Origin of the sequence: Streptomyces sp. NPDC059788 (assembly GCF_042732265.1) — a bacterium.
Lineage (GTDB): Bacteria > Actinomycetota > Actinomycetes > Streptomycetales > Streptomycetaceae > Streptomyces.
Genome location: NZ_JBHWHY010000023.1, coordinates 88240 through 106805 on the forward strand (window position 1 = coordinate 88240; position 18566 = coordinate 106805).

General features: G+C 73.5%; 17 protein-coding genes. 7 read left to right on the forward strand and 10 right to left on the reverse strand.

The features are described 5' to 3' along the window. Positions 1-44 precede the first annotated feature (44 nt). Entirely contained in the window at positions 45-1871 is a 1827-nt protein-coding gene (locus ACFV57_RS21220) for a hypothetical protein (protein WP_385234334.1), read from the forward strand. 145 nt (positions 1872-2016) lie between these two features. On the opposite strand, the gene ACFV57_RS21225 is transcribed toward ACFV57_RS21220, so the two are convergent. Further along, positions 2017-3519, reverse strand: a complete 1503-nt coding sequence (locus ACFV57_RS21225) for a PLP-dependent aminotransferase family protein (protein ID WP_385234337.1) — start codon at positions 3517-3519, stop codon at positions 2017-2019. Between the two features lie 100 nt (positions 3520-3619). Here ACFV57_RS21225 and ACFV57_RS21230 point away from each other — a divergent pair, with 100 nt between their 5' ends. The 4 genes from ACFV57_RS21230 to ACFV57_RS21245 all read left to right on the forward strand — a co-directional run bounded on the left by ACFV57_RS21230 (position 3620) and on the right by ACFV57_RS21245 (position 7205). Continuing rightward, on the forward strand, positions 3620-4417 hold the full coding sequence (locus tag ACFV57_RS21230) for a YitT family protein (RefSeq protein ID WP_385234340.1): 798 nt from the start codon (positions 3620-3622) through the stop codon (positions 4415-4417). 152 nt (positions 4418-4569) lie between these two features. Next, a complete protein-coding gene (locus ACFV57_RS21235; protein ID WP_385234343.1) occupies positions 4570-5496 on the forward strand; it encodes an LLM class F420-dependent oxidoreductase in 927 nt (308 codons plus the stop codon). A gap of 111 nt (positions 5497-5607) precedes the next feature. Further along, positions 5608-6429 (forward strand): glycerophosphodiester phosphodiesterase family protein, encoded by an 822-nt coding sequence (locus ACFV57_RS21240; RefSeq protein WP_385234346.1) that lies wholly within the window; start codon positions 5608-5610, stop codon positions 6427-6429. Between the two features lie 392 nt (positions 6430-6821). Further along, complete coding sequence (locus tag ACFV57_RS21245; protein ID WP_031000331.1) at positions 6822-7205, forward strand: RNA polymerase-binding protein RbpA; 384 nt, start codon at positions 6822-6824, stop codon at positions 7203-7205. Between the two features lie 449 nt (positions 7206-7654). Here ACFV57_RS21245 and fxsA read toward each other — a convergent pair whose 3' ends face one another. Next, the gene (gene fxsA / locus ACFV57_RS21250) at positions 7655-8248 is read right to left on the reverse strand and encodes an FxsA family membrane protein (RefSeq protein WP_385234349.1); all 594 of its coding nucleotides are present in this window, start codon (positions 8246-8248) and stop codon (positions 7655-7657) included. Continuing rightward, complete coding sequence (locus tag ACFV57_RS21255) at positions 8245-8679, reverse strand: VOC family protein (RefSeq protein ID WP_385234352.1); 435 nt, start codon at positions 8677-8679, stop codon at positions 8245-8247. Before ACFV57_RS21255 ends, fxsA begins: the two co-directional genes overlap by 4 nt. Before the next feature lie 144 nt (positions 8680-8823). Between ACFV57_RS21255 and ACFV57_RS21260 the strand changes: the two genes are divergently transcribed. After that, positions 8824-9069 (forward strand): hypothetical protein, encoded by a 246-nt coding sequence (locus ACFV57_RS21260; RefSeq protein WP_385234355.1) that lies wholly within the window; start codon positions 8824-8826, stop codon positions 9067-9069. Between the two features lie 67 nt (positions 9070-9136). Here the strand turns inward: ACFV57_RS21260 and ACFV57_RS21265 are convergent, their stop codons facing one another. From ACFV57_RS21265 to ACFV57_RS21285, 5 genes are all read right to left on the reverse strand, one after another. Then, positions 9137-10102: an LLM class F420-dependent oxidoreductase gene (locus tag ACFV57_RS21265; RefSeq protein WP_385234358.1), complete on the reverse strand. Its 966-nt coding sequence runs from the start codon at positions 10100-10102 to the stop codon at positions 9137-9139. Between the two features lie 193 nt (positions 10103-10295). Continuing rightward, positions 10296-11054, reverse strand: coding sequence for a polyprenol monophosphomannose synthase (locus tag ACFV57_RS21270; RefSeq protein WP_385234360.1), 759 nt, complete (start codon positions 11052-11054; stop codon positions 10296-10298). Next, a complete protein-coding gene (gene lnt, locus ACFV57_RS21275; protein WP_385234363.1) occupies positions 11051-12709 on the reverse strand; it encodes an apolipoprotein N-acyltransferase in 1659 nt (552 codons plus the stop codon). Before lnt ends, ACFV57_RS21270 begins: the two co-directional genes overlap by 4 nt. A gap of 517 nt (positions 12710-13226) precedes the next feature. Continuing rightward, positions 13227-14867, reverse strand: coding sequence for an amidohydrolase (locus ACFV57_RS21280; protein WP_385234366.1), 1641 nt, complete (start codon positions 14865-14867; stop codon positions 13227-13229). A gap of 190 nt (positions 14868-15057) precedes the next feature. Next, a complete protein-coding gene (locus ACFV57_RS21285; RefSeq protein ID WP_026170119.1) occupies positions 15058-15498 on the reverse strand; it encodes an Lrp/AsnC family transcriptional regulator in 441 nt (146 codons plus the stop codon). Positions 15499-15706: 208 nt separating this feature from the next. Here ACFV57_RS21285 and ACFV57_RS21290 point away from each other — a divergent pair, with 208 nt between their 5' ends. Continuing rightward, the gene (locus tag ACFV57_RS21290) at positions 15707-16129 is read left to right on the forward strand and encodes a hypothetical protein (protein ID WP_385234369.1); all 423 of its coding nucleotides are present in this window, start codon (positions 15707-15709) and stop codon (positions 16127-16129) included. Positions 16130-16217: 88 nt separating this feature from the next. Here the strand turns inward: ACFV57_RS21290 and ACFV57_RS21295 are convergent, their stop codons facing one another. Both ACFV57_RS21295 and ACFV57_RS21300 read right to left on the reverse strand, forming a co-directional pair. Beyond that, complete coding sequence (locus ACFV57_RS21295; RefSeq protein WP_385234372.1) at positions 16218-17354, reverse strand: phosphotransferase family protein; 1137 nt, start codon at positions 17352-17354, stop codon at positions 16218-16220. Beyond that, complete coding sequence (locus ACFV57_RS21300) at positions 17351-18511, reverse strand: hypothetical protein (RefSeq protein ID WP_385234375.1); 1161 nt, start codon at positions 18509-18511, stop codon at positions 17351-17353. The genes ACFV57_RS21295 and ACFV57_RS21300 overlap by 4 nt, the downstream gene beginning before the upstream one ends. Between the last annotated feature and the right edge of the window lie 55 nt (positions 18512-18566).

The following is an 18566-nucleotide window of genomic DNA, read 5'->3' on the forward strand; positions in this document are numbered from 1 at the left end:
CGCGGCCCCCGGAGCGACCACCGCACGATCCACCAGGAGTTGATGTGGCCCGGCGTCCACTGCCCCGCATCCTGACCGACAGCGCGCCGATCGCGCGCGGCCGCGAGTTCGCGCGGACCGCGGCGGACGGTGCGGCCGACGTGTTCCACCCGCTGATCACGATCACCCGAGGGCTGCGCCGGCTGCTGGCCACCGGGCGGCGGCGCTGGACCGCGACGCCCAAGGAGCGGCGCGGCTCACTGCTGTTCGTCGCCGCCGGCGGTGTCCTGGCGGTGGCGCTGGTGCCGTACGGGCCCCTGCTGGCCCTGGTCACGGTCATGGGCGCGGCGGCCTGGGCGGGGCGGGAACGGCCGTCCGAGGAGCCGCCCGCCGGTCCGGCGGAGGCGGAGGTCGGCCGTCTCCAGGCGCTGTACGAGGCCCTGGTGCCGTACTTCGCGCTTGAGGGCGACCCCAGCCCCCTGTACGCCCACGACGGGGACTGGGAGAGCGCCTTCACGGAGTACGCGTTCGACGAGGCCGGGCGGCCGGCCCGGCTGACGCTGCGCTACCCGGCGTACTTCACCGACGGCGACGCCACGTCCCGGGCCCGGATCGAACAGGTGCTGTACGCGAAGTCGGGGCGCGGCCGGGAGTACCACTTCGCCTGGGACGAGGAGTCGAACCAGCTGACGCTGACGGTGCTGCCGCCGCTGCCGACCGACATCGCGGCGCAGCGGTTCGTGACGACGCAGGGCGAGACGGTCCTCGGGTTCACCGATCCCGACGCCGTCCGGCGGACGCTGCCGGTGGCCGCCGGGGACGGGACCCGGGACGAGCCGCCCGTCGTGTGGCGGACGGGGCCGCGCTCGACCGAGCCGCACCTGCTCGTGCTGGGGCACCCGGGGGCGGGCACCACGACACTGCTGCGGTCCGTCGCGCTGCAGGTGCTGCCGCACGGTGACGTCCTGGTGATCGACGGCAGCGGCACCGGCGAGTACGCGTGCCTGGCGGAGCGGATCGGCGTCATGGGCGTCGAGTCCGGGCTGTCCGGGGCGCTCGCGACGCTGGAGTGGGCGGCGCACGAGACCGAGCGGCGGCTGATCACCGCCAACCGCGCGCGGCAGGCCGGACAGCAGGCGCCGGAGGACACCCGCTGGCCCCTGTGGATCATCCTGGACCGGCCCACCGCGCTGGCCCATCTCGCGGCGGCCGAAGGGCGGGAGGACCCGCAGCACCTGTTGCAGGTGCCGTTGCGGCACGGCCGGGCGGCCTGTGTGACGGTGGTGGTGGCCGACCAGATCGACAGCGCCGAGCTGTTGAGCGAGTCGGTACTGACGCACACCCGGGCCAGGGTCGTGCTGGGACCGGCCGCGCCGGAGGAGGTGGAGGCGACGCTCGGGGTGCCGCCGCACACCACGCCCGCCGCCGACGTACCGCCGGGACGCGGCTACGCGCGGCTCGGCAGCGGCCCGGTGCACCGCCTCCAGGTCCCGGCCACGCCCGACCCGTTCGACGACGCCACGAGCGAGGCACACCGGCAGGCCGTACTGGCGCTGCTCCCGGACCGCGCCGCCCCGGTGGAGACCACGGCCGAGGAGCCGGTCCCGGCCACGGAGCGGGAGACGGAGGTGACGGCGGAGTTGAACGAGGCGGGCGAGGCAGGCGAGACGCACGAGACGGCCGAGATGGGCCGAGCGGCCGTGGTGGACGGGGCGGACGTCGCGGATCTCGACGCTTCGGGCAGGACGGGCGGGACCGGCGGGGTGGGCAAGTCCGGCGGAACGGGCAGGACCGGCGGGGCTATCGGGGTGGACGTCCTGTTCGGCGGCGGTGGCGGCGCCGGCGCCTCGCGAGCGCACCGCACGGTGGACGCGGGGCGCGCGGAGGGCTGAAGGCGGAGGGCTGAGCCTTCGCGGCACCGGTCAGCGACCGCGCCTGAACCGGTCCGCCCAGCGGCCGACACCCCGCCGTGATCGCCGCCGTCACCGTCACCGCCCGGATGCCGTGACCGCCACCGTCGACGCCGTCGACGCCCCGTCAGGCCACGAAGCTCTGCGGCGCCTCGACCTCTCCGGCCGCCGCCCCGCTCGCCACGTGGTGGGCGGCGGCGGCCAGCCGGGACGCGGCCTCGTCGGCGACGGCCCCGCTGACCGTGAAGGGCAGCCGGACGAAGCCCTCGAACGCGCCGTCCACGCCGAACCGCGGCCCGGAGGGCACCCGTACGCCGAGCCGCTCCCCCGCCTCCGCGATCCGCGAACCGGAGAGCCCGCCGGTCCGCGCCCACAGGGTGAGGCCGCCGCCCGGCACGCTGAACTCCCAGTCGGGCAGGTGCCGCCGGAGCGCGGCGACGATCGCGTCGCGGTTCTCGCGGGCCTGGTCTCGGCGGATCTCCACGGCCTGTTCCCAGCCGTCGCCCTCCAGGAGCGAGGTGATGGCGAGCTGTTCGAGGACCGGCGAGCCGAGGTCGGCGAAGGCGCGGGCGGCGACCAGGCTGCGGATGATGTCGGGGGCGGCCCTTACCCAGCCGATGCGCATCCCGGCCCAGAACGCCTTGCTGACGGAGCCGACCGTGATGACGCTGCTGCCCGCCGGGTCGAAGGCGCAGACGGACCGCGGCATCTCGATGTCGTCCAGGCGGAGTTCGCCCATGGTCTCGTCGACGACCAGGACCGTGCCGGCCGCGCGGGCGGCGTCCACCAGGCGGCGGCGCTGGTCCTCGGTGGCGAGGGTGCCGGTCGGGTTGTGGAAGTCGGCGACGACGTACGCCATGCGGGGCGCGGCGTCCCGCATGACCTGGCGCCAGGCCGGGATGTCCCACCCGGCGAGGCGGTCGGCGAGGGCGACGGGCACCAGCCGCGCGCCGGCGTCGCGCATCAGCTGCAGGATGTTGGCGTACGACGGGGAGTCGACGGCGACCCGCTCCCCGGGCCGGGTGATCTGGCGGCAGATGGCGGCCACCGCGCCCATGGCTCCGGTGGTGACCATGATCTGTTCGGGCATCGTGGGGATGCCGCGGGCGGTGTAGCGGTCGGCGAGCGCCTGGCGCAGCGCGGGCAGGCCGGCCGGGTAGTCGCCGTGGGTGTGTGCGTACAGTGGCAGGTGTTCCATGGCGCCCTGCACCCCGCGCGTCAGCCAGGGCTCGGGGGCCGGGAGCGCGGCGCAACCGAGGTCGATCATGGAGCTGGCGGCTTCCGGCGGCAGCGGTTCCAGGCCGCGGGTGGGCAGCGGGTTCCCGGCGGGTACGGCGGTCCAGCTGCCCGAGCCGCGGCGGGACTCCAGGAAGCCCTCGGCGCGGAGCGCCTCGTAGGCGGCGGCGACGGTGGTGCGGCTCACGGAGAGCGCGGCGGCCAGTTCGCGTTCCGCGGGCAGGCGGGCGGCGACCGGCACCCGGCCTTCCAGGACGAGCAGGCGTACGCCGTCCGCGAGGCCCCGGTAGGCGGGGATGCGGCGGCCGGCCGGCGCCACGGCGTCGCGGGTGTCCTGCGAGCGGAGCAGCCGGGCGAGTTGTGACGCTCCCACCGCCGAAGTCCACTGCACCATCGTGAGCAGTCCACCTTTCCCGGATTGGCCATGGAATCTGATCAACTCCGAGCCACAGAGTGTCATGCGCCAGTCCAATCATGCCAGGAGGGGGAAGATTTTGTTCAGCATGCGGAGGTCCGAGACCACTGGGGAAACGGAGGAGGGGGCTCGCACCCGTACGAAGGGCAGCGCTCGCACGAAGGACGCGGCCCGCGCGGAGGGCGGCGCCCGCGTCGGCGACGGCATCCGTACGGACAGCGCGGCAGGCCCGGCCGGCCGGCGCCTGCCCCGCCGCCTCGTCCACCTCTACACCGGACTGGTCCTGTACGGCCTCAGCATGGGCCTGCAACTGCGCGCCGGGCTCGGCCTGGAGCCGTGGAGCGTCCTGAACCAGGGCATCTCCCGGCACACAGGGCTGACGATCGGCACGATCACCATCGTCTCCGGCGCGCTGATCCTGCTCCTGTGGATTCCGCTGCGGCAGCGCCCCGGCCTGGGGACGGTCTCCAACGTCCTGATCCTCGGCCTGGCGATGGACGCGACGCTCGCGCTCGTACCGGAGATCACCTCGCTCGCCGTCCGCGTCCCCCTGCTGGCCTCCGCGATCCTGCTGAACGGCATGGCGACGGGGCTCTACATCTCCGCGCGCTTCGGCCCCGGGCCGCGCGACGGGCTGATGACCGGCCTGCACCGCCGTACGGGGCGGCCGCTGCGCCTCGTACGGACGTGCATCGAGGTCACCGTGCTCGCCGTCGGCTTCGCGCTCGGCGGCTCGGTGGGCGTGGGCACCGTGCTCTACGCGCTGGCCATCGGACCGCTCGCCCAGTTCTCGCTGCGCTTCTTCACGATCGGCGGGCAGACCGGCCGCGTGGTGGCGTCGTCCGCATCGGTCCCCGCCCCCGCGCCGCGCTCCTGAGCCCGCGCCCAACTCCCGCACCCTTGTACCGATTTATCGCCGCACACACCTTTTCCCAATCTGCCCGACTGTTACGCTTCACTCATCAATCACCCCTCTGACCTGGCCTTTTGCTGCCCGTACGAGGGGGCACCACAACTGAGGGAGCGGCCGTGAAGATCGGGATCAACATCCTCAACTACGGGGCGGGCACCACCCCCGAAGGCATCGGGACCTGGGTGCGCGGCGCCGAGGAGCTCGGCTACCACCTGGCGATGATCTCCGACCACGTGACGCAGCCCCCGGAGGTCGCCGGGGCCTTCCCGGCCCCCTTCTACGACCCGTTCACCACACTGGCCTGGCTCGCGGGCCGGACCAGCACCATCGAGCTGGGCACCACGGTGGTGGTCCTCCCGTACCGCCACCCCCTGCAGACCGCGCGCGTGACCGCCAACCTGGACCGCTTCAGCGACGGCCGGCTGGTGTTCGGCGTCGGCATCGGCTGGTCACAGCAGGAGTACGCGGCGCTCGGCATCGACTTCGCGTCCCGCGGCCGGATCACCGACGAGTACCTGGCCTGCATCAAGGAGCACTGGACGCGGCCAGAGGTCTCCTTCCAGGGCGAGCACGCCGCGTACTCCGACATCACGACCGGACCCGCCCCGGTCCGCGAGCCGCATCCGCCGATCTGGGTCGGCGGCCTCAGCGATGCCGCGCTGCGGCGGGCCGCGCGGTTCGGCGACGCCTGGCATCCGTACACGCTGGGCGCGGACGCGATTCGCGAGCGGCTGCCCGTCCTGGAGGCCGCGGCGGAAGCGGCGGGGCGCCCGGTGCCCGCGGTGACGCCCCGGATCGCCCTGCACCTCACGGAAAAGCCGGTGGAGGCGGAGTCCCGTCTGCCGGGCCACGGGAGCGTCGACCAGGTCCGCGCGGACCTGGCGGCACTGGCGGAGCTGGATGTCCCGTACGTCGTCCTCGACACGTTCCTGTCGAGCTACGCCGGTCCGGTGCCGCCCGAGGAGAGCCCCTGGCACGACCTCGCCCAGCTGGAGACCGCGGCCGAGCGGATCTTCGACCTTCCGGGGGAGACGCTGCGCTGAGGGGGTGCGGGCGGCCCCGGGCGTGCGCACCGGGGCCTGCCGCGCCCACGGCCGGCCGGTCATGGCCGGTTGCCGACGGGCCGGTCACCCGCCCTGTATATCCTCTGGCCAATGCGCTCCCAGCAGTTGACCACTCGCGGATTCCCCGTACGGCACCCCTTCCTCGACCACCCGGCTCCGCTCGCCTTCGCCCACCGGGGTGGCGCGGCGGACGGACTGGAGAACACCGCCGCGGCCTTCCGCCGCGCGGTGGCGCTCGGCTACCGCTATCTGGAGACCGACGTGCACGCCACGTCGGACGGCCGGCTCGTGGCCTTCCACGACGCGACGCTGGACCGGGTCACGGACATGGGCGGGGCGATCGGCCGGCTCCCCTGGCGGACCGTCCGCCGGGCGCGGGTGGCCGGACGGGAGCCGCTGCCGCTCTTCGAAGAGCTGCTGGAGGAGTTTCCGCGAGCCCGCTGGAACGTCGACATCAAGGCGGAGGCGGCGCTCCGGCCGCTGCTGGACCTGCTGCGCCGTACGGACGCGTGGGACCGGGTGTGCGTCGGTTCGTTCTCGGAGGCGCGGGTGGCGCTGGCCCGGCGGCTGGCCGGGCCGCGGCTGGCGACCTCGCTCGGCACGCGTGGCGTCCTGGGGCTGCGGATGCGCTCGTACGGCCGGGGCGTGCCCCTGGACCGGCTGCTGGGCGCGGCGGTCCGGCGCAACGCGGTGTGCGTACAGGTGCCGGAGCGGCAGTCCGGCATCCGTGTGGTGGACCCGCTGCTGATCAGGGCCGCGCACCTGTGGCGTTTGCAGGTGCACGTGTGGACGGTCAACGATCCGCGGCGGATGGCGGCCCTGCTGGACCTGGGGGTGGACGGGATCATGACGGACGACCTCGGGGCCCTGCGGAAGGTGCTGACCGCCCGGGGTTCCTGGCCCGCCGCATGAGGTCGGCCCCTTCGAAGCGCGGTCCGCGCCGTCCTGACGAGCCGTTACCAGAGCGCCGCGGTCCCGCCGATGGGGACCCTGATTTAGGCAAGGGGCCTGCGGGCCGGTAGTGTACGCCTTTGGCTCACCAGGCGGACCGTTACTGCGCGCTGAACTGTGGAAAGCGCTGGGTGACATCTGCTGCCAGATGTGACAAACCGGGCATTGGTGGGTACAACAAGGGGCGGCACGAAGGAAGGCAGCGGCGCGCAGCGCCTCCATCAAGGGCGGTGGTGGGCGACGGGTGGGCACATCTCCCGGTATCGGGAATCTTCACCGCCGACCGGACGTTGACCGGATGACGACGACAGCGACACCTGTCCTGTGGGCGACAAGCCCGGGAGGCACGATTCATGAGTGAGCGAGCTCTTCGCGGCACGCGACTTGTGGTGACCAGCTACGAGACCGACCGCGGCATCGACCTGGCCCCGCGCCAGGCGGTGGAGTACGCATGCCAGAACGGACATCGATTCGAGATGCCGTTCTCGGTAGAGGCCGAGATTCCATCAGAGTGGGAGTGCAAGGTATGTGGTGCACAAGCCCTCCTGGTGGATGGCGATGGCCCTGAGGAAAAGAAGGGCAAGCCCGCGCGTACGCACTGGGACATGCTCATGGAGCGGCGCACCCGCGAGGAGCTGGAGGAAGTGCTGGCCGAACGGCTGGCGGTCCTGCGCTCCGGCACCATGAACATTGCCGTGCACCCGCGCGACAACAACAACAATCGCAAGTCCGCCTGACGAACGGACGCGCGAACGGGCCGGGGCCACTGCACCACGCAGTGGCCCCGGCCCGTTTCCGTCCCCGGCCGCCTCCGTCTCCGCGCGGCGGCCCGCCCCGCCCCCGTACGGCCCGGCGCGGCGTGCGCCAGGTCACTCCCGGCGGGCGGAATCAACCGCGGCGCCAGGACGCTGTACGGGGTGCGGGTGCCGGTGGGACAGTGTCCCCGGGCCTCACCATTCGCCCGTGGGGACGATCGTTCGGCTGAAGCCCCACGGAGCCTTTCGCCGAGAGGCGACCGCCATCGGCATCCGCGCCCATAAGACCGCCCCGGCCAGTACCCCCGACTGGCCGGGGCTTCCTCGTTGCCCGCACTGCGGGAGCGGTCGGACCACCGTACGGTCACACCCTGCGACCGCTCACACGCGGAGCGTCCAATTCACCCTGCCCCGCCCTCAGTTGCCGCGGCTCAACGCGTCAGCGGCGGGTCCTCGCGGCGCGGGGCGGGCGGCTCGTCGTCGCGGATCACCTCGCCCTGCACGACCTTGCCGTCCGGCTGGTGCATACGGGCCTGCTGGAAGGCGTCCCCGAACGATCCGGGGGTGTAGTGCGCCTGGCGGGACAGCAGGCGCTCAGCGCGGCGGTGGAGCAGTTTGCACGTGGGCGGGAAGAGGCACAGCAGCCCGGCGGCGTCGGAGACCAGGCCGGGGAACATCAGCAGCAGCCCGCCCAGCATGGGCAGCGTGTTGCCGCTGCCCGAGGACTTCCGCTCCCCCGGCCTCGGGGGCGCCTCCGAGGAGGCCGCGGGGTCCCCGCCCGTCTGCATCGCCTCGGTGAGGTTCTTCCAGGCCCGGCGGCCGGCCCGCTTGATCACGTACCCGCCCGCGACCACCCCGGCGAGGAGCAGCAGGAGCACCGTCAGGCCGCCCGCCGCGTCGGCGACCAGCGTCAGCAGCCATATCTCCAGCACCAGCCAGGCGGCGATGCCCAAGGGGACGAACCGGCGGGCGCGCGAGCGCTTGGGCGGACGGGACCGGGGCGGCGGCGTGGCTGCGAACGTCATGGGTCAAGTGTGCCTGGCTCCGGTCGCTGTGCCCGCTCGCGGGTCGGCTCGCGGGCGCCTCGTGTGCCGTCGAAGACGATCAGGCAGAACTCGTTGCCCTCGGGGTCGGCGAGGACCGTGGTCGGGCAGCCCGCGTCGTCGAACGGGCCGCGCAGGACGCGCGCGCCGTGGGCCACCACCCTGCTCAGCGCGGGCTCCATGGCGGGCACCCGCAGATCGATGTGCATCCGGTTCTTGCCCCGCTTGGGCTCGCGCACCTCTTGGAGCAGCAGCTCGGGGCTTCGCCCCGCCGGGTCCGCCAGGGCGGTGTACGGGGGTGTGGTGCGCGTGATCCGGTATCCGAGCACCTGGGTCCAGAACTGCGCCAGTACCGCCCGGTCGGCGCAGTCCAGCACCACGACCATCTCCGTCGACGTCACCGCTGCCGTCACCGTCTCCTCCTCCGCTCGTGGCCCTGTCCGCTCGTGGGCCTGGGTGTACGTACGGGCCCGATCACCACGGAACGCATGTGGCCGCGCCTGTCGGGCACCCGTACCGGACACCTTCCCCGTCCCCCCACAAGGAGGCCGAACGCGATGGACAAGCGCAGCGAGACACCGGAGCAGGGCGGCAGCGCCATCCCCCGGGACCTGCCGGACCAGCAGGCGGGCCCGCAGGGCACGCCGGACCCGTGGGAGGGCCGCAGCCCGGACGACGGGGACGACCGCGAGGAGAACACGGACGTCCCCGACACCGACGTCTCCGGCACGGGCCGCCGCGGCGCGGCGCACGAGCGCGACACGCAGGCCGACGAGCCGACGCCGGACGAGCCCGCCGACTGATGCGGCGGGCCCCGGATCGCCGCGTGCCGTCCCCGTCGGGCTCACGGCCGGCGCCCCGGCCCCCGGCTCACAGCTCCCGCAGCGCCGGCAGCAGCTTCTTCCCGGCCCAGTCGAAGAACTCCCGCTGGTGGTCGCCGCCGACCTGGACGACGGCGATCTCCGTGAAGCCGGCCTCCGCGTAGGGGCGCACCGCCTCGACGAAGTCGTCGACGTCGTCGCCGCAGGGGATCGTCGCGGCCACGTCCTCCTCGCGTACGAACTGGGTGGCACCGGCGAATCCGTCCGGGTCCGGCAGCTCGGAGTTGACCTTCCAGCCGCCGGCGAACCAGCGGAACTGGTCGTGGGCGCGCCGCACGGCGGCGTCCCGGTCGGGGTCGTAGCAGATGGGCAGCTGGCCCACCCGCGGCTTGCCCTTGCCGCCGTGCTTCTCGAAGGAGCCGATCAGCTCGCCCTTCGGCTCGGTGGCGATGACGAGGTCGGCGAGGCGGCCGGCGATCTCGCAGGACCGCTCGCCCGAGACGGCCACGCCGATCGGCGGTGCCGCCTCGGGCAGGTCCCAGAGCTTGGCGGCGTCCACGTCGAAGTGGTTGCCGTGGTAGGTGACCTTGCCGCCCTCGAAGAGCGCCCGGATGATCTCCAGGGCCTCGCCGAGCATCTCGTGCCGGGTGTTCTTGCCCGGCCAGCCGTGCCCCACGACGTGCTCGTTCAGGTTCTCGCCCGCGCCCAGGCCGAGCCGGAAGCGGCCGCCGGACAGCAGCTGCATGGTCGCGGCCTTCTGCGCGACGACCGCGGGGTGGTAGCGCACCGTAGGACAGGTCACATACGTCATCAGTGGGATGCGGGAGGTGGCCTGCGCCGCGGCGCCCAGCACGCTCCAGGCGTACGGGGCATGGCCCTGGGAGTCCAGCCACGGCGCGTAGTGGTCGGAGGTCACCGAGAAGTCGAAGCCGGTCTCCTCGGCCCGGACGACGTGGTCGACCAGATCACGCGGCCCGGCTTGCTCGGTCATCATCGTGTAGCCGATTTGCACCATATGCCGCGAGTTTCCCGATCATGCGGCCGCAAACTTCGGCCCGCGACGGCGTCCGGCCGGGCCCGGAAGAACTCCGCCAGGCCGGGCCGGTGTGTGCTGGTGCGAATGTGCACGAGCCCGTAGACCAGCGGTCCGCCGGCCGGTCCGGACCGGCCCGGGACCCCACGGCCCCGGACCCGGCCGCCCGGCGCCCTCAGCGTCCGCGGAGCTTGTTCACCCGCGAGCCGACACCCCAGCCGGTGACCCGCCACAGGGCCTCCACGACGATGTCCTTGCTCATCTTGCTGTCGCCGCGCTCCCGCTCGACGAAGGTGATCGGCACCTCGACGACGTGGAAGCCGCTCTCCACGGCGCGGCGGGCCAGGTCGACCTGGAAGCAGTAGCCCTGCGAGGAGACCTCGTCCAGGCCCAGCCCCTCCAGGGTCTCCTTGCGGAAGGCCCGGTAGCCGCCGGTGACGTCGCGCAGCGGCACGTCCAGCATGGCCCGGCAGTACGTGCTGCCGCCGCGGGAGAGGTACTCACGGTGCTTGGGCCAGTTCACCACCCGGCCGCCGGGGACCCAGCGGGAGCCGAGCACGAGGTCGGCGCCCTTGAGGGCGGTGAGCAGCCGCGGCAGTTCCTCGGGGCGGTGGGAGCCGTCCGCGTCCATCTCCACCAGGACACCGAAGCCGTGCTCGATGCCCCACCTGAAGCCCGCCAGGTAGGCGGCTCCGAGCCCTTCCTTGCCCTTGCGGTGCAGTACCTGGACGTGGTCGTCCGTCGCCGCCAGCTCGTCGGCGATCTTGCCCGTGCCGTCCGGGCTGTTGTCGTCCGCGACGAGGATGTGTGCCTCGGGCACGGCGGACCGTACCCGCGAGACGATCGGCTTGATGTTCTCCGCCTCGTTGTAGGTCGGAATGATCACCAAGGTGGTCCCGAGCGGACCGTACTGCCGCTGACCGCCGTCTGTCACTGCTGCCCCTTCTCGTCCTTCGTACGCCCGCGCCGGCCCATGACTGTCGCGGCGACGCAGGACAGAAGCCCCACGATAGCGAGCACCCACTCGGGAACGGCACCGACGCGGTCGGCCACGGTCTTTTCGTCACGCAGAGGGAGGCTCGCCCGCAGCACGCCCTGGGTGAACTCCGGGATCTTGTGGGTGACGGTACCGTCCGGGGCCACCACCGCGCTGATCCCGCTGGTGGCCGCCGTGACGACGGCACGGCCGTGCTCGACGGCGCGCAGCCTGGACATGGCCAGTTGCTGCTCGGGCTGTCCGGTGCGGCCGTAGGTGGCGTTGTTGGTCTGTACGACGAGGGCGCGGGCGCCCGCGTTCACCGTGTCGTGGACGATCTCGTCGTAGGCGACCTCGAAGCAGATGACGTCGCCGAGCCGGGCGGGACCGACGTCCAGCACGCCGGTGTGGTCACCCGGGTAGAAGTCGCGCGGCACCCGCTGGAAACGTGTGATGATCTTGCTGAGCTGCTCCCGGAACGGCACGTACTCGCCGAACGGCACCGGGTGCTGCTTGGTGTACGAGGCGCCGGGGCCCTTGACCGGGTCCCAGACGATGCCCTGGTTGAAGACGTAGCCGGGCTTGTCCGGGTGGTCGACGAGGGCGCCGACGAGGACGGGCACCCCGATCGCCTTGACCGCCTCGTCGATGCGGTCGTACGCCTGCGGGTAACGGAACGGGTCCAGGTCCGAGGCGTTCTCCGGCCAGATGACCAGGTCGGGCTTCTTCGCCCGGCCCGCCTTCACGTCGGCGGCCAGCCGCTCCGTGGCCGTGGCGTGGTTGTCCAGGATCTTCATCGGGCGGCCGAGGAAGTCCATGCCGGGCCTTTGCACGTTGCCCTGGACTATGGCGATGTCGACGCGGTCGTCCGCGTCGGTGTGCACCGGGACCAGCAGTCCGGACACCGTGACGGCCCCGGCCAGGACGACGGCCCCCGCGGCGGGCAGGGCCGCCCGCGCCGAGCCGCCCGGCCCGCGCAGCCGCCACAGGACGACGGCCGCCGCGGCCAGCAGCCCGCCGGCGAGGGCGACGGCGAAGGTCACCAGCGGCGCGCCGCCCAGGGCCGCGAGCGGGGTGAAGGGCGAGCCGGTGTTGGCGAAGGCGAGCCGTCCCCACGGGAAGCCGCCGAAGGGGGCGCGGTCGCGGGCCCACTCCTCGGTGATCCACAGGCAGGCGGCCCACAGGGGCGCGCACTTCAGGCGGGAGGTGAGCGCCAGACCCGCGCCGAGCAGGGTCAGGTACAGGGCCTGGACCAGGGCCAGCCCGAACACCGCGTCCCAGCCGACGACGTGCAGCCACTTGAGCAGCAGGAAGAAGAACGGCAGCCCGAAGGCGAAGCCGCTCCAGGCACCCTGACGCGCCGTCCGGCCGCGGGTGAGCAGACCGAGGGCCGCCACGCCGACGAGGGACAGCGGCCACAGGTCGTACGGCGGGAAGGCCAGCGCGAGGACGAGTCCGCCCAGGACGGCGAGCGCCGTCCGCGGTGCCTCGCGGCGGACCAGCGCCGCGAGGCGGCGACCGCGCCCGGGAACGGCTGGTGGGGTGGTGTCGGAGCCCGATGGCACGGTCGCGGCCTTCCTTGCAGGTCGTGCGGTGGTGTGCAGACCGTACATCGGGGTTGTGCGATTGCGGACCGCGGGTGGCAGCGGGTATAAGGTGCGCCGTTCGTGGCACGGCGGGCATCGCGGCGCGGTGCGGATCGGGGCCCGGTGCCCTTCGGGCCGACCTGGGACCCGCTGGCTGCGGGTCGACCGAGAGCCGTTGTCTACTGAGCAACCGGGCCCCACCCGGATCGCACCTTCCCCCTCGCTCTTGACGAGCAGGGAGGGACCCCCATCCGGCCGAAACCTTTCCGTCGTCCCCGTGCCGCAGGTGCTGGACCTGGCTCCCAGTGGCGGTGTGCCGGTGCGACACGCCGTCCCATGGCCCAGCTGCGTTCGACGACTGCGCGGAGGTCTCGCGGTCGGACGTCCTGTGGTGGACTCGGCCGAACCTACCGGCCGCCGACCGTCTGCTGTCAACAGTTGCCCGGCCTGCGTGGTTTTCGCGTCGCCCCAGGCCGGCGCCCGCTCTCCCAGGTGGCAGAGGCGCCTTCGGGCGCGTACGGAGGTGGTACGCGCCCGCGTGAAGTCACTCGTTCGGCCGTCCGTACACCGTGCGACCGCCGACCACCGTCCGCAGGCATACGGGCAGGTCCTGGCCGGGGGTCAGGTCGGGCAGGCCGGGGGTGCCGGAGCGCGGGTCGGTGGACCAGCGCTCGACCCGCTCGTCCGGAGCCTGTACGACGAGGTCGCCGGTGCGCCAGACCGCGTAGTCGGCGGGCGCGCCGGGCACCAGGACGCCCGCGTCGTCGCGGCCGACCGCGCGCCAGCCGCCGCGGGTGTGCGCGGTGAAGGCGGCGCGGGCGGAGATGCCGTGCTCGCGGGTGCGGTGGAAGACGGCGGCCCGCACGGTGGCCCACGGGTCGAGCGGGGTGACGGGGCTGTCGGAGCCGAGGGCGAGCGGGACGCCGGCGCGCAGCAGGGCGGCGTACGGGTTGAGGGTGCGGGCGCGTTCGGTGCCCAGGCGGGCGGCGTACATGCCGTCCTCGCCGCCCCAGGCCGCGTCGAAGGCGGGCTGTACGGAGGCGGTCAGGGCGAATTCGGCGAACGCCGCGATGGTGGCCCCGGTGAGCATCTCGGCGTGTTCGACACGGTGCCGGGCGGCCCGGACACGGGCCAGGCCGACGCGGTCGGCGGCGGCCCGCACGCCGTCGGTGACGGCGGTCAGCGCGGCGTCGCCGATGGCGTGGAATCCGGCCTGGAGCCCGGCCTCGGTGCAGGCCGCGACGTGTGCGGCGACGGCGTCGGCGTCCAGGTGGGCGGTGCCGGTGTGGCCGGCGTCGGCGTACGGGGTGTGCAGGTGGGCCGTGTGCGAGCCGAGGGAGCCGTCGGCGAAGAGGTCGCCGGCGGCGCCAACCGCGCCGAGGGCGCGGATACGGTCGGCCTCCTTTGCGTTGGTGACGGCTTCGGCCCAGTAGCCGACGACGCGCGGACCGGGTCCGTGCGCGGCGCGGGCCAGCAGGGCGGTGAGGTCGTCCGCACTGGAGATGTCGGGTCCCGCGCACTCGTGGAGGGTGCCGATACCCCGCGACACGGCGTGCGCGAGGGCCGCGGCCTGGGCGGCGTCGCGCTGGGCGGGGGTGACGGTGGCGTGGGCGGCGGCCCGCACGGCGTGGTGGGCATCGCCGGTCAGCGGCTGCTCGGCGTGGAATCCGGACAGGTCACGGATGCCGGGCACGAGGTCGAGGAGGGCGGTGGTGACGACCGCGGAGTGCACGTCCACCCGGGTCAGGTAGAGCGGGCGGCCGTCGGTCGCGGCGTCCAGTTCGGCGCGGGACGGCGGGCGGCCCTCAGGCCACGCGGCGGCGTCCCAGCCGTGTCCGAGGAGCACCCGGTCGGCCGGGCGGGTCGCGGCGTGCTCCCGTACGCGGGCCAGCGCGTCGGGGAGGGTACGGGCCCCGGTCAGGTCCAGGCCGGTGAGCGCGAGACCGGTGGCCGTCGTGTGCACATGTGCGTCCGTGAACGCCGGGGTGACGAGTGCGCCGTCGAGGTGGACGACCTCGTCCACGCCGTCGGCGAAGGAATCGGCGGCACCCTCCTCGCCCACCCAGGCGATGCTGCCGCCCTCGACCACCATGGCGGTGGCGAAGGGATCGGCGGGGCTGTGCACCTCCCCGCCGCGCAGCAGGACGGTTCGGGGCCGGGCCGGGTCGGGGGTGCGCTCACTCATAGCGGACAGTTTGGCCCCTGTGGGCGGCGGGCTCGCGCGCGGGGTGGGGGTCCTGACGCCGGAGCACCTGGCACCGGAGGCCCGGGGCGCCTGGAGGACCGGAGCGCCTGGAGGCGTGCGGGGGTGGCGTGCTCGGCCGGGCGCGGTCGCGCGCGACGGCGCACGCCGCCTCCGGGCGGGGCGCCCCGCGTCAGATGCGCGGCGGCCGGGCCTCGTACGGCGTGGAGAGCACGACCGTGGTGCGCGTGGAGACCCCGGCCAGCGTGCGGATGCGGGTCAGCAGGTGTTCCAGTTCCAGGGGCGTGGCCACGCGGACCTTGAGGATGTAGTTCTCGTCGCCCGCGACGCTGTGGCACGCCTCCAGTTCGGGGACCTCGGCGAGCCGGTCGGCGATGTCGTCCGGGGCACTGGGGTCGAAGGGTTTCACCGAGATGAAGGCGGTCAGCGGCAGCCCCACCGCCTCGGGGTCCACGATCGCGGCGTAGCCGCGAATGACGCCGCGCTGCTCCAGGCGGCGCACCCGCTGGTGCACCGCCGAAGTGGACAGGCCGGTGGCCTTGCCCAGGTCGGTGTAGCTCATCCGCCCGTCCTTGACGAGCAGATCCACGATTTGTCGGTCCAACTCCTCCACCCGATCAACCTACTGTGCTCGGGCGCGTGTGCGCACCGTACGCCGGTTCATGGCCGCGCCCGCGCGGGTCATGTGACCAATGCCACACACGTGACCCCGTATCCCGAAGGGCTCGGCGATTATGCGCGAGGCATGAGGGGAATTGCTCGTGTTGGCCGGAGCCGCCCGTCACAGGAAGCCGGCGGCCCGCACGGCCCACCCGAGGGGGATGACCATCATGCGACGCCTGAAGACCGAATCCGTGCCGCTCGGCCTCGACGCCCAGGAGGGCGACAGTTCCGGCTTCGCCGGCGAGGACGATCCGTACGACGCCTTCGAGACCCTGGAGATCTTCCGGGTGACGTGCCCGGACTGCGCCCAGCCGATCGCGATGCTGGCGGACGAGGACACCCTGCCCGAGCACGCGCTGTGCCCCACCCCCTGGAACCCCTTCTGCCTGACGGTGTGCGAGGGCTCGGGACGGCCGCTGGCCGACGCCCCCTCTTCGGACGACTCGCTGGAGGCCCAGGAGCAGGACGCCGGCGTGCTGCTGACCCTCCCGGAGGGCCTGGACTGGCGCCGTCAGCCGTTCTCGCACGTGGGCGGGCCGGGCACGCGGCCGACGCGCGTGCCGCGGATGCGCCGGCCCTGAGGCCCGCGTACGTCCTGCGGGAGCGGACGGCCGCTCCCGCGTCGCCTTCGCACCGCTTCCCGGCCTCGCCGAGGGTCGTCCTCGGCCCTCACCAGTAGCGGCCTTCGATCATCGCCTCCAGCGCGGCCCGATGCAGGATCAGCACATCCGGGTCGGCCGGCACGGGCACCTCCCCGAAGTGGACCTGACGGTACGCCACGCGCAGCATGACCACGGCGTGCCGCAGAGCCGCGTAGAGCGTGTGGAAGTCCATGGCGCGCGGGGTGTGGCCGGTGAGCCCGGCGTAGCGTTCCTCGACGCGGTCGCGGCGCAGCAGCTCGGGCAGGCCTCGCCCACCACCGCTCTCCGCCAGGTCCTGGAAGAACCGGTGCAGGTAGATCATCCAGCCGAGGTCGAGTTCGCGCGGGCCGGGCACGGCCAGTTCCCAGTCGAGGACCGCGGCGGGTGCGAAGCCGTCGTAGACGATATTGCCGATCCGCGCGTCACCCCAGGTCAGCACGGTGTCGTCGGTGCCGGCGGCCGGGGCTGTGCCGTGGCTGTCGCCGGCTTCCACGGGCTCGGCGGGCCAGTGGTCCGCCAGCCAGGCGAAGCCGCGCTCGATCAGCGGTGACGGTTGCCGTCCGTCGACGACCCAGGCGTAGTACGCCCGTTGGGCCGCCACATGCCGCCGCAGCGCGCTTCCGCTGCCGGGCAGGGCGAGGAACTCCGCCTCTTTGACCGGTACTTGGTCGTGGATACGGGCCAGGACGGAGACCGTGGCCGCTTCCAGCTCGGCGCGTTCCGCGTCGGTGGCGGCGTACAGCCAACTCCCTTCGTACGTGTACGGCATGACGTCCGGCGGCACGCGGCCCTCGGCGCGCTCCATCACGAAGAACGGCGCGCCGAGCGGCGCCGGATCCTCTTCGAGCCAGAGGGCTCGTGGCACGGGCACGTCGGTGTGCTCGGCGACCAGGCGCATCGTGCGGTACTGGCGGGCCATGTCATAGGTGGGGAATACCGTGTAAGCGGCGGGGTCGGCGGCGAGGCGCAGCGCGCAGGAACGGACGGGCGGACGGGGGTGGTCGATGTCGAAGAGCAGGGTTTCGCTGGACATGCCGTTGGTGGCGGGGACGGTCGCGGCGACCGCGCTCGCGCCGGGCAGCCGGGTGGCCAGCCAGGCGGACAGGCGCCGGGTGACGTCCTCGGGGTCCCGGGTCGTGGTGCGTGGCCTCGGTGTGCCGCTCATGCCCGGTCCTCGCGGGGGCGCGGGGCCTCCGGGCGGGCCGGTGCCCTGTCGGCGTAGCCGGTGAAGCCGCTGGGGTCGTGGCGGCCGAAGCTGCCGTGCTCGAAGATCCCGTATCCGGTGCGGCCGTCGAGGGTGAAGCGGGCGGCGTGGTCGGTGACGCCGTAGGCGGCGAGCGGGTGGGTGGCGGGGTCGCCGAGGTCGTAGGTGCGGCGGTCGGTCCAGCCGTGTCCGCGCCAGGTGCCGTGCTGCCAGTCGTCGGCGGGCGGGTAGCCCGCGCCGACGGCCAGGGGTGAGGAGGTGAGGATCTCGGCGGCGAGTTCGCGTGGTTTGCGGGCCGGGTCGGCGAGGTGGAGGACGGCTCTTTCGGGCTGCCGGGTGCCGGGCGTATAGGTGATGTCGGCGTGTGGCCAGCCGAGTTGGACGTCGTGGAAGCCGTTGCGTACGAGCAGCGCCTCGTTCAGCGTGCGGTGCCCGTCGGCGTCCTCCTGGACGACGACCATCACGAAACGGTCGTCGAAGCGGACCGGGCACCAGATCCAGTGGAAGCCTTCGGGCCGCGCTTCCTCCGCGGCGCGGCCGCCCTCCTCGCCGGGTATCGGCCGCACGCCCCAGCTGCGGTCGCGGGTGCCGGTCCACTCCCCCGCCGTGACGGCCAGTTCCTCACCGGCCGCGCGGATGGTGCCGGTACAGGTGCCCGCCTGGACGAACCGCCGGCCTTCCAGGACGAGCCGTCCGCCGCGGTACTGGGTGTGGTGCGGTTCCCAGACGGCGGGGAAGGCGGCATGCCACCGGAGGTCGCAGGAGAGGCCGTCGGGGTCGGCCGGGTCGGCGGCGCAGCGCAGCCGGAGCTGTTCGAGGGGCCGGTCGACGGTGATGCCGATCGGCCCGACGGTGAGGGCGAGGCGGTCGTCGCCCAGCGCGTCGGAGGCGCGCACGGCGTGCAGCCGGTCGCCGATCCGCAGGGTGACGTAGGCGTCGATGACACCGGTGTTGGGGTAGACGCCCAGTCCGGCGACGAGCAGCGCGCGGCCGCTGTGGTCCATGACGTGGAAGATGCAGCGGTCGTAGGCGTTGCGGTCGCCGGTGGCGACGTGCCGCATGGACAGCGGCACCTGGTGGATCGGGTATTCGTCGAGCGCGATCGGGCGGTCGGTCACGGAACACCTCCTGGACGCGCGTGCGGGCGCGGCCCGGTGGCGACGGGGCGCGCGA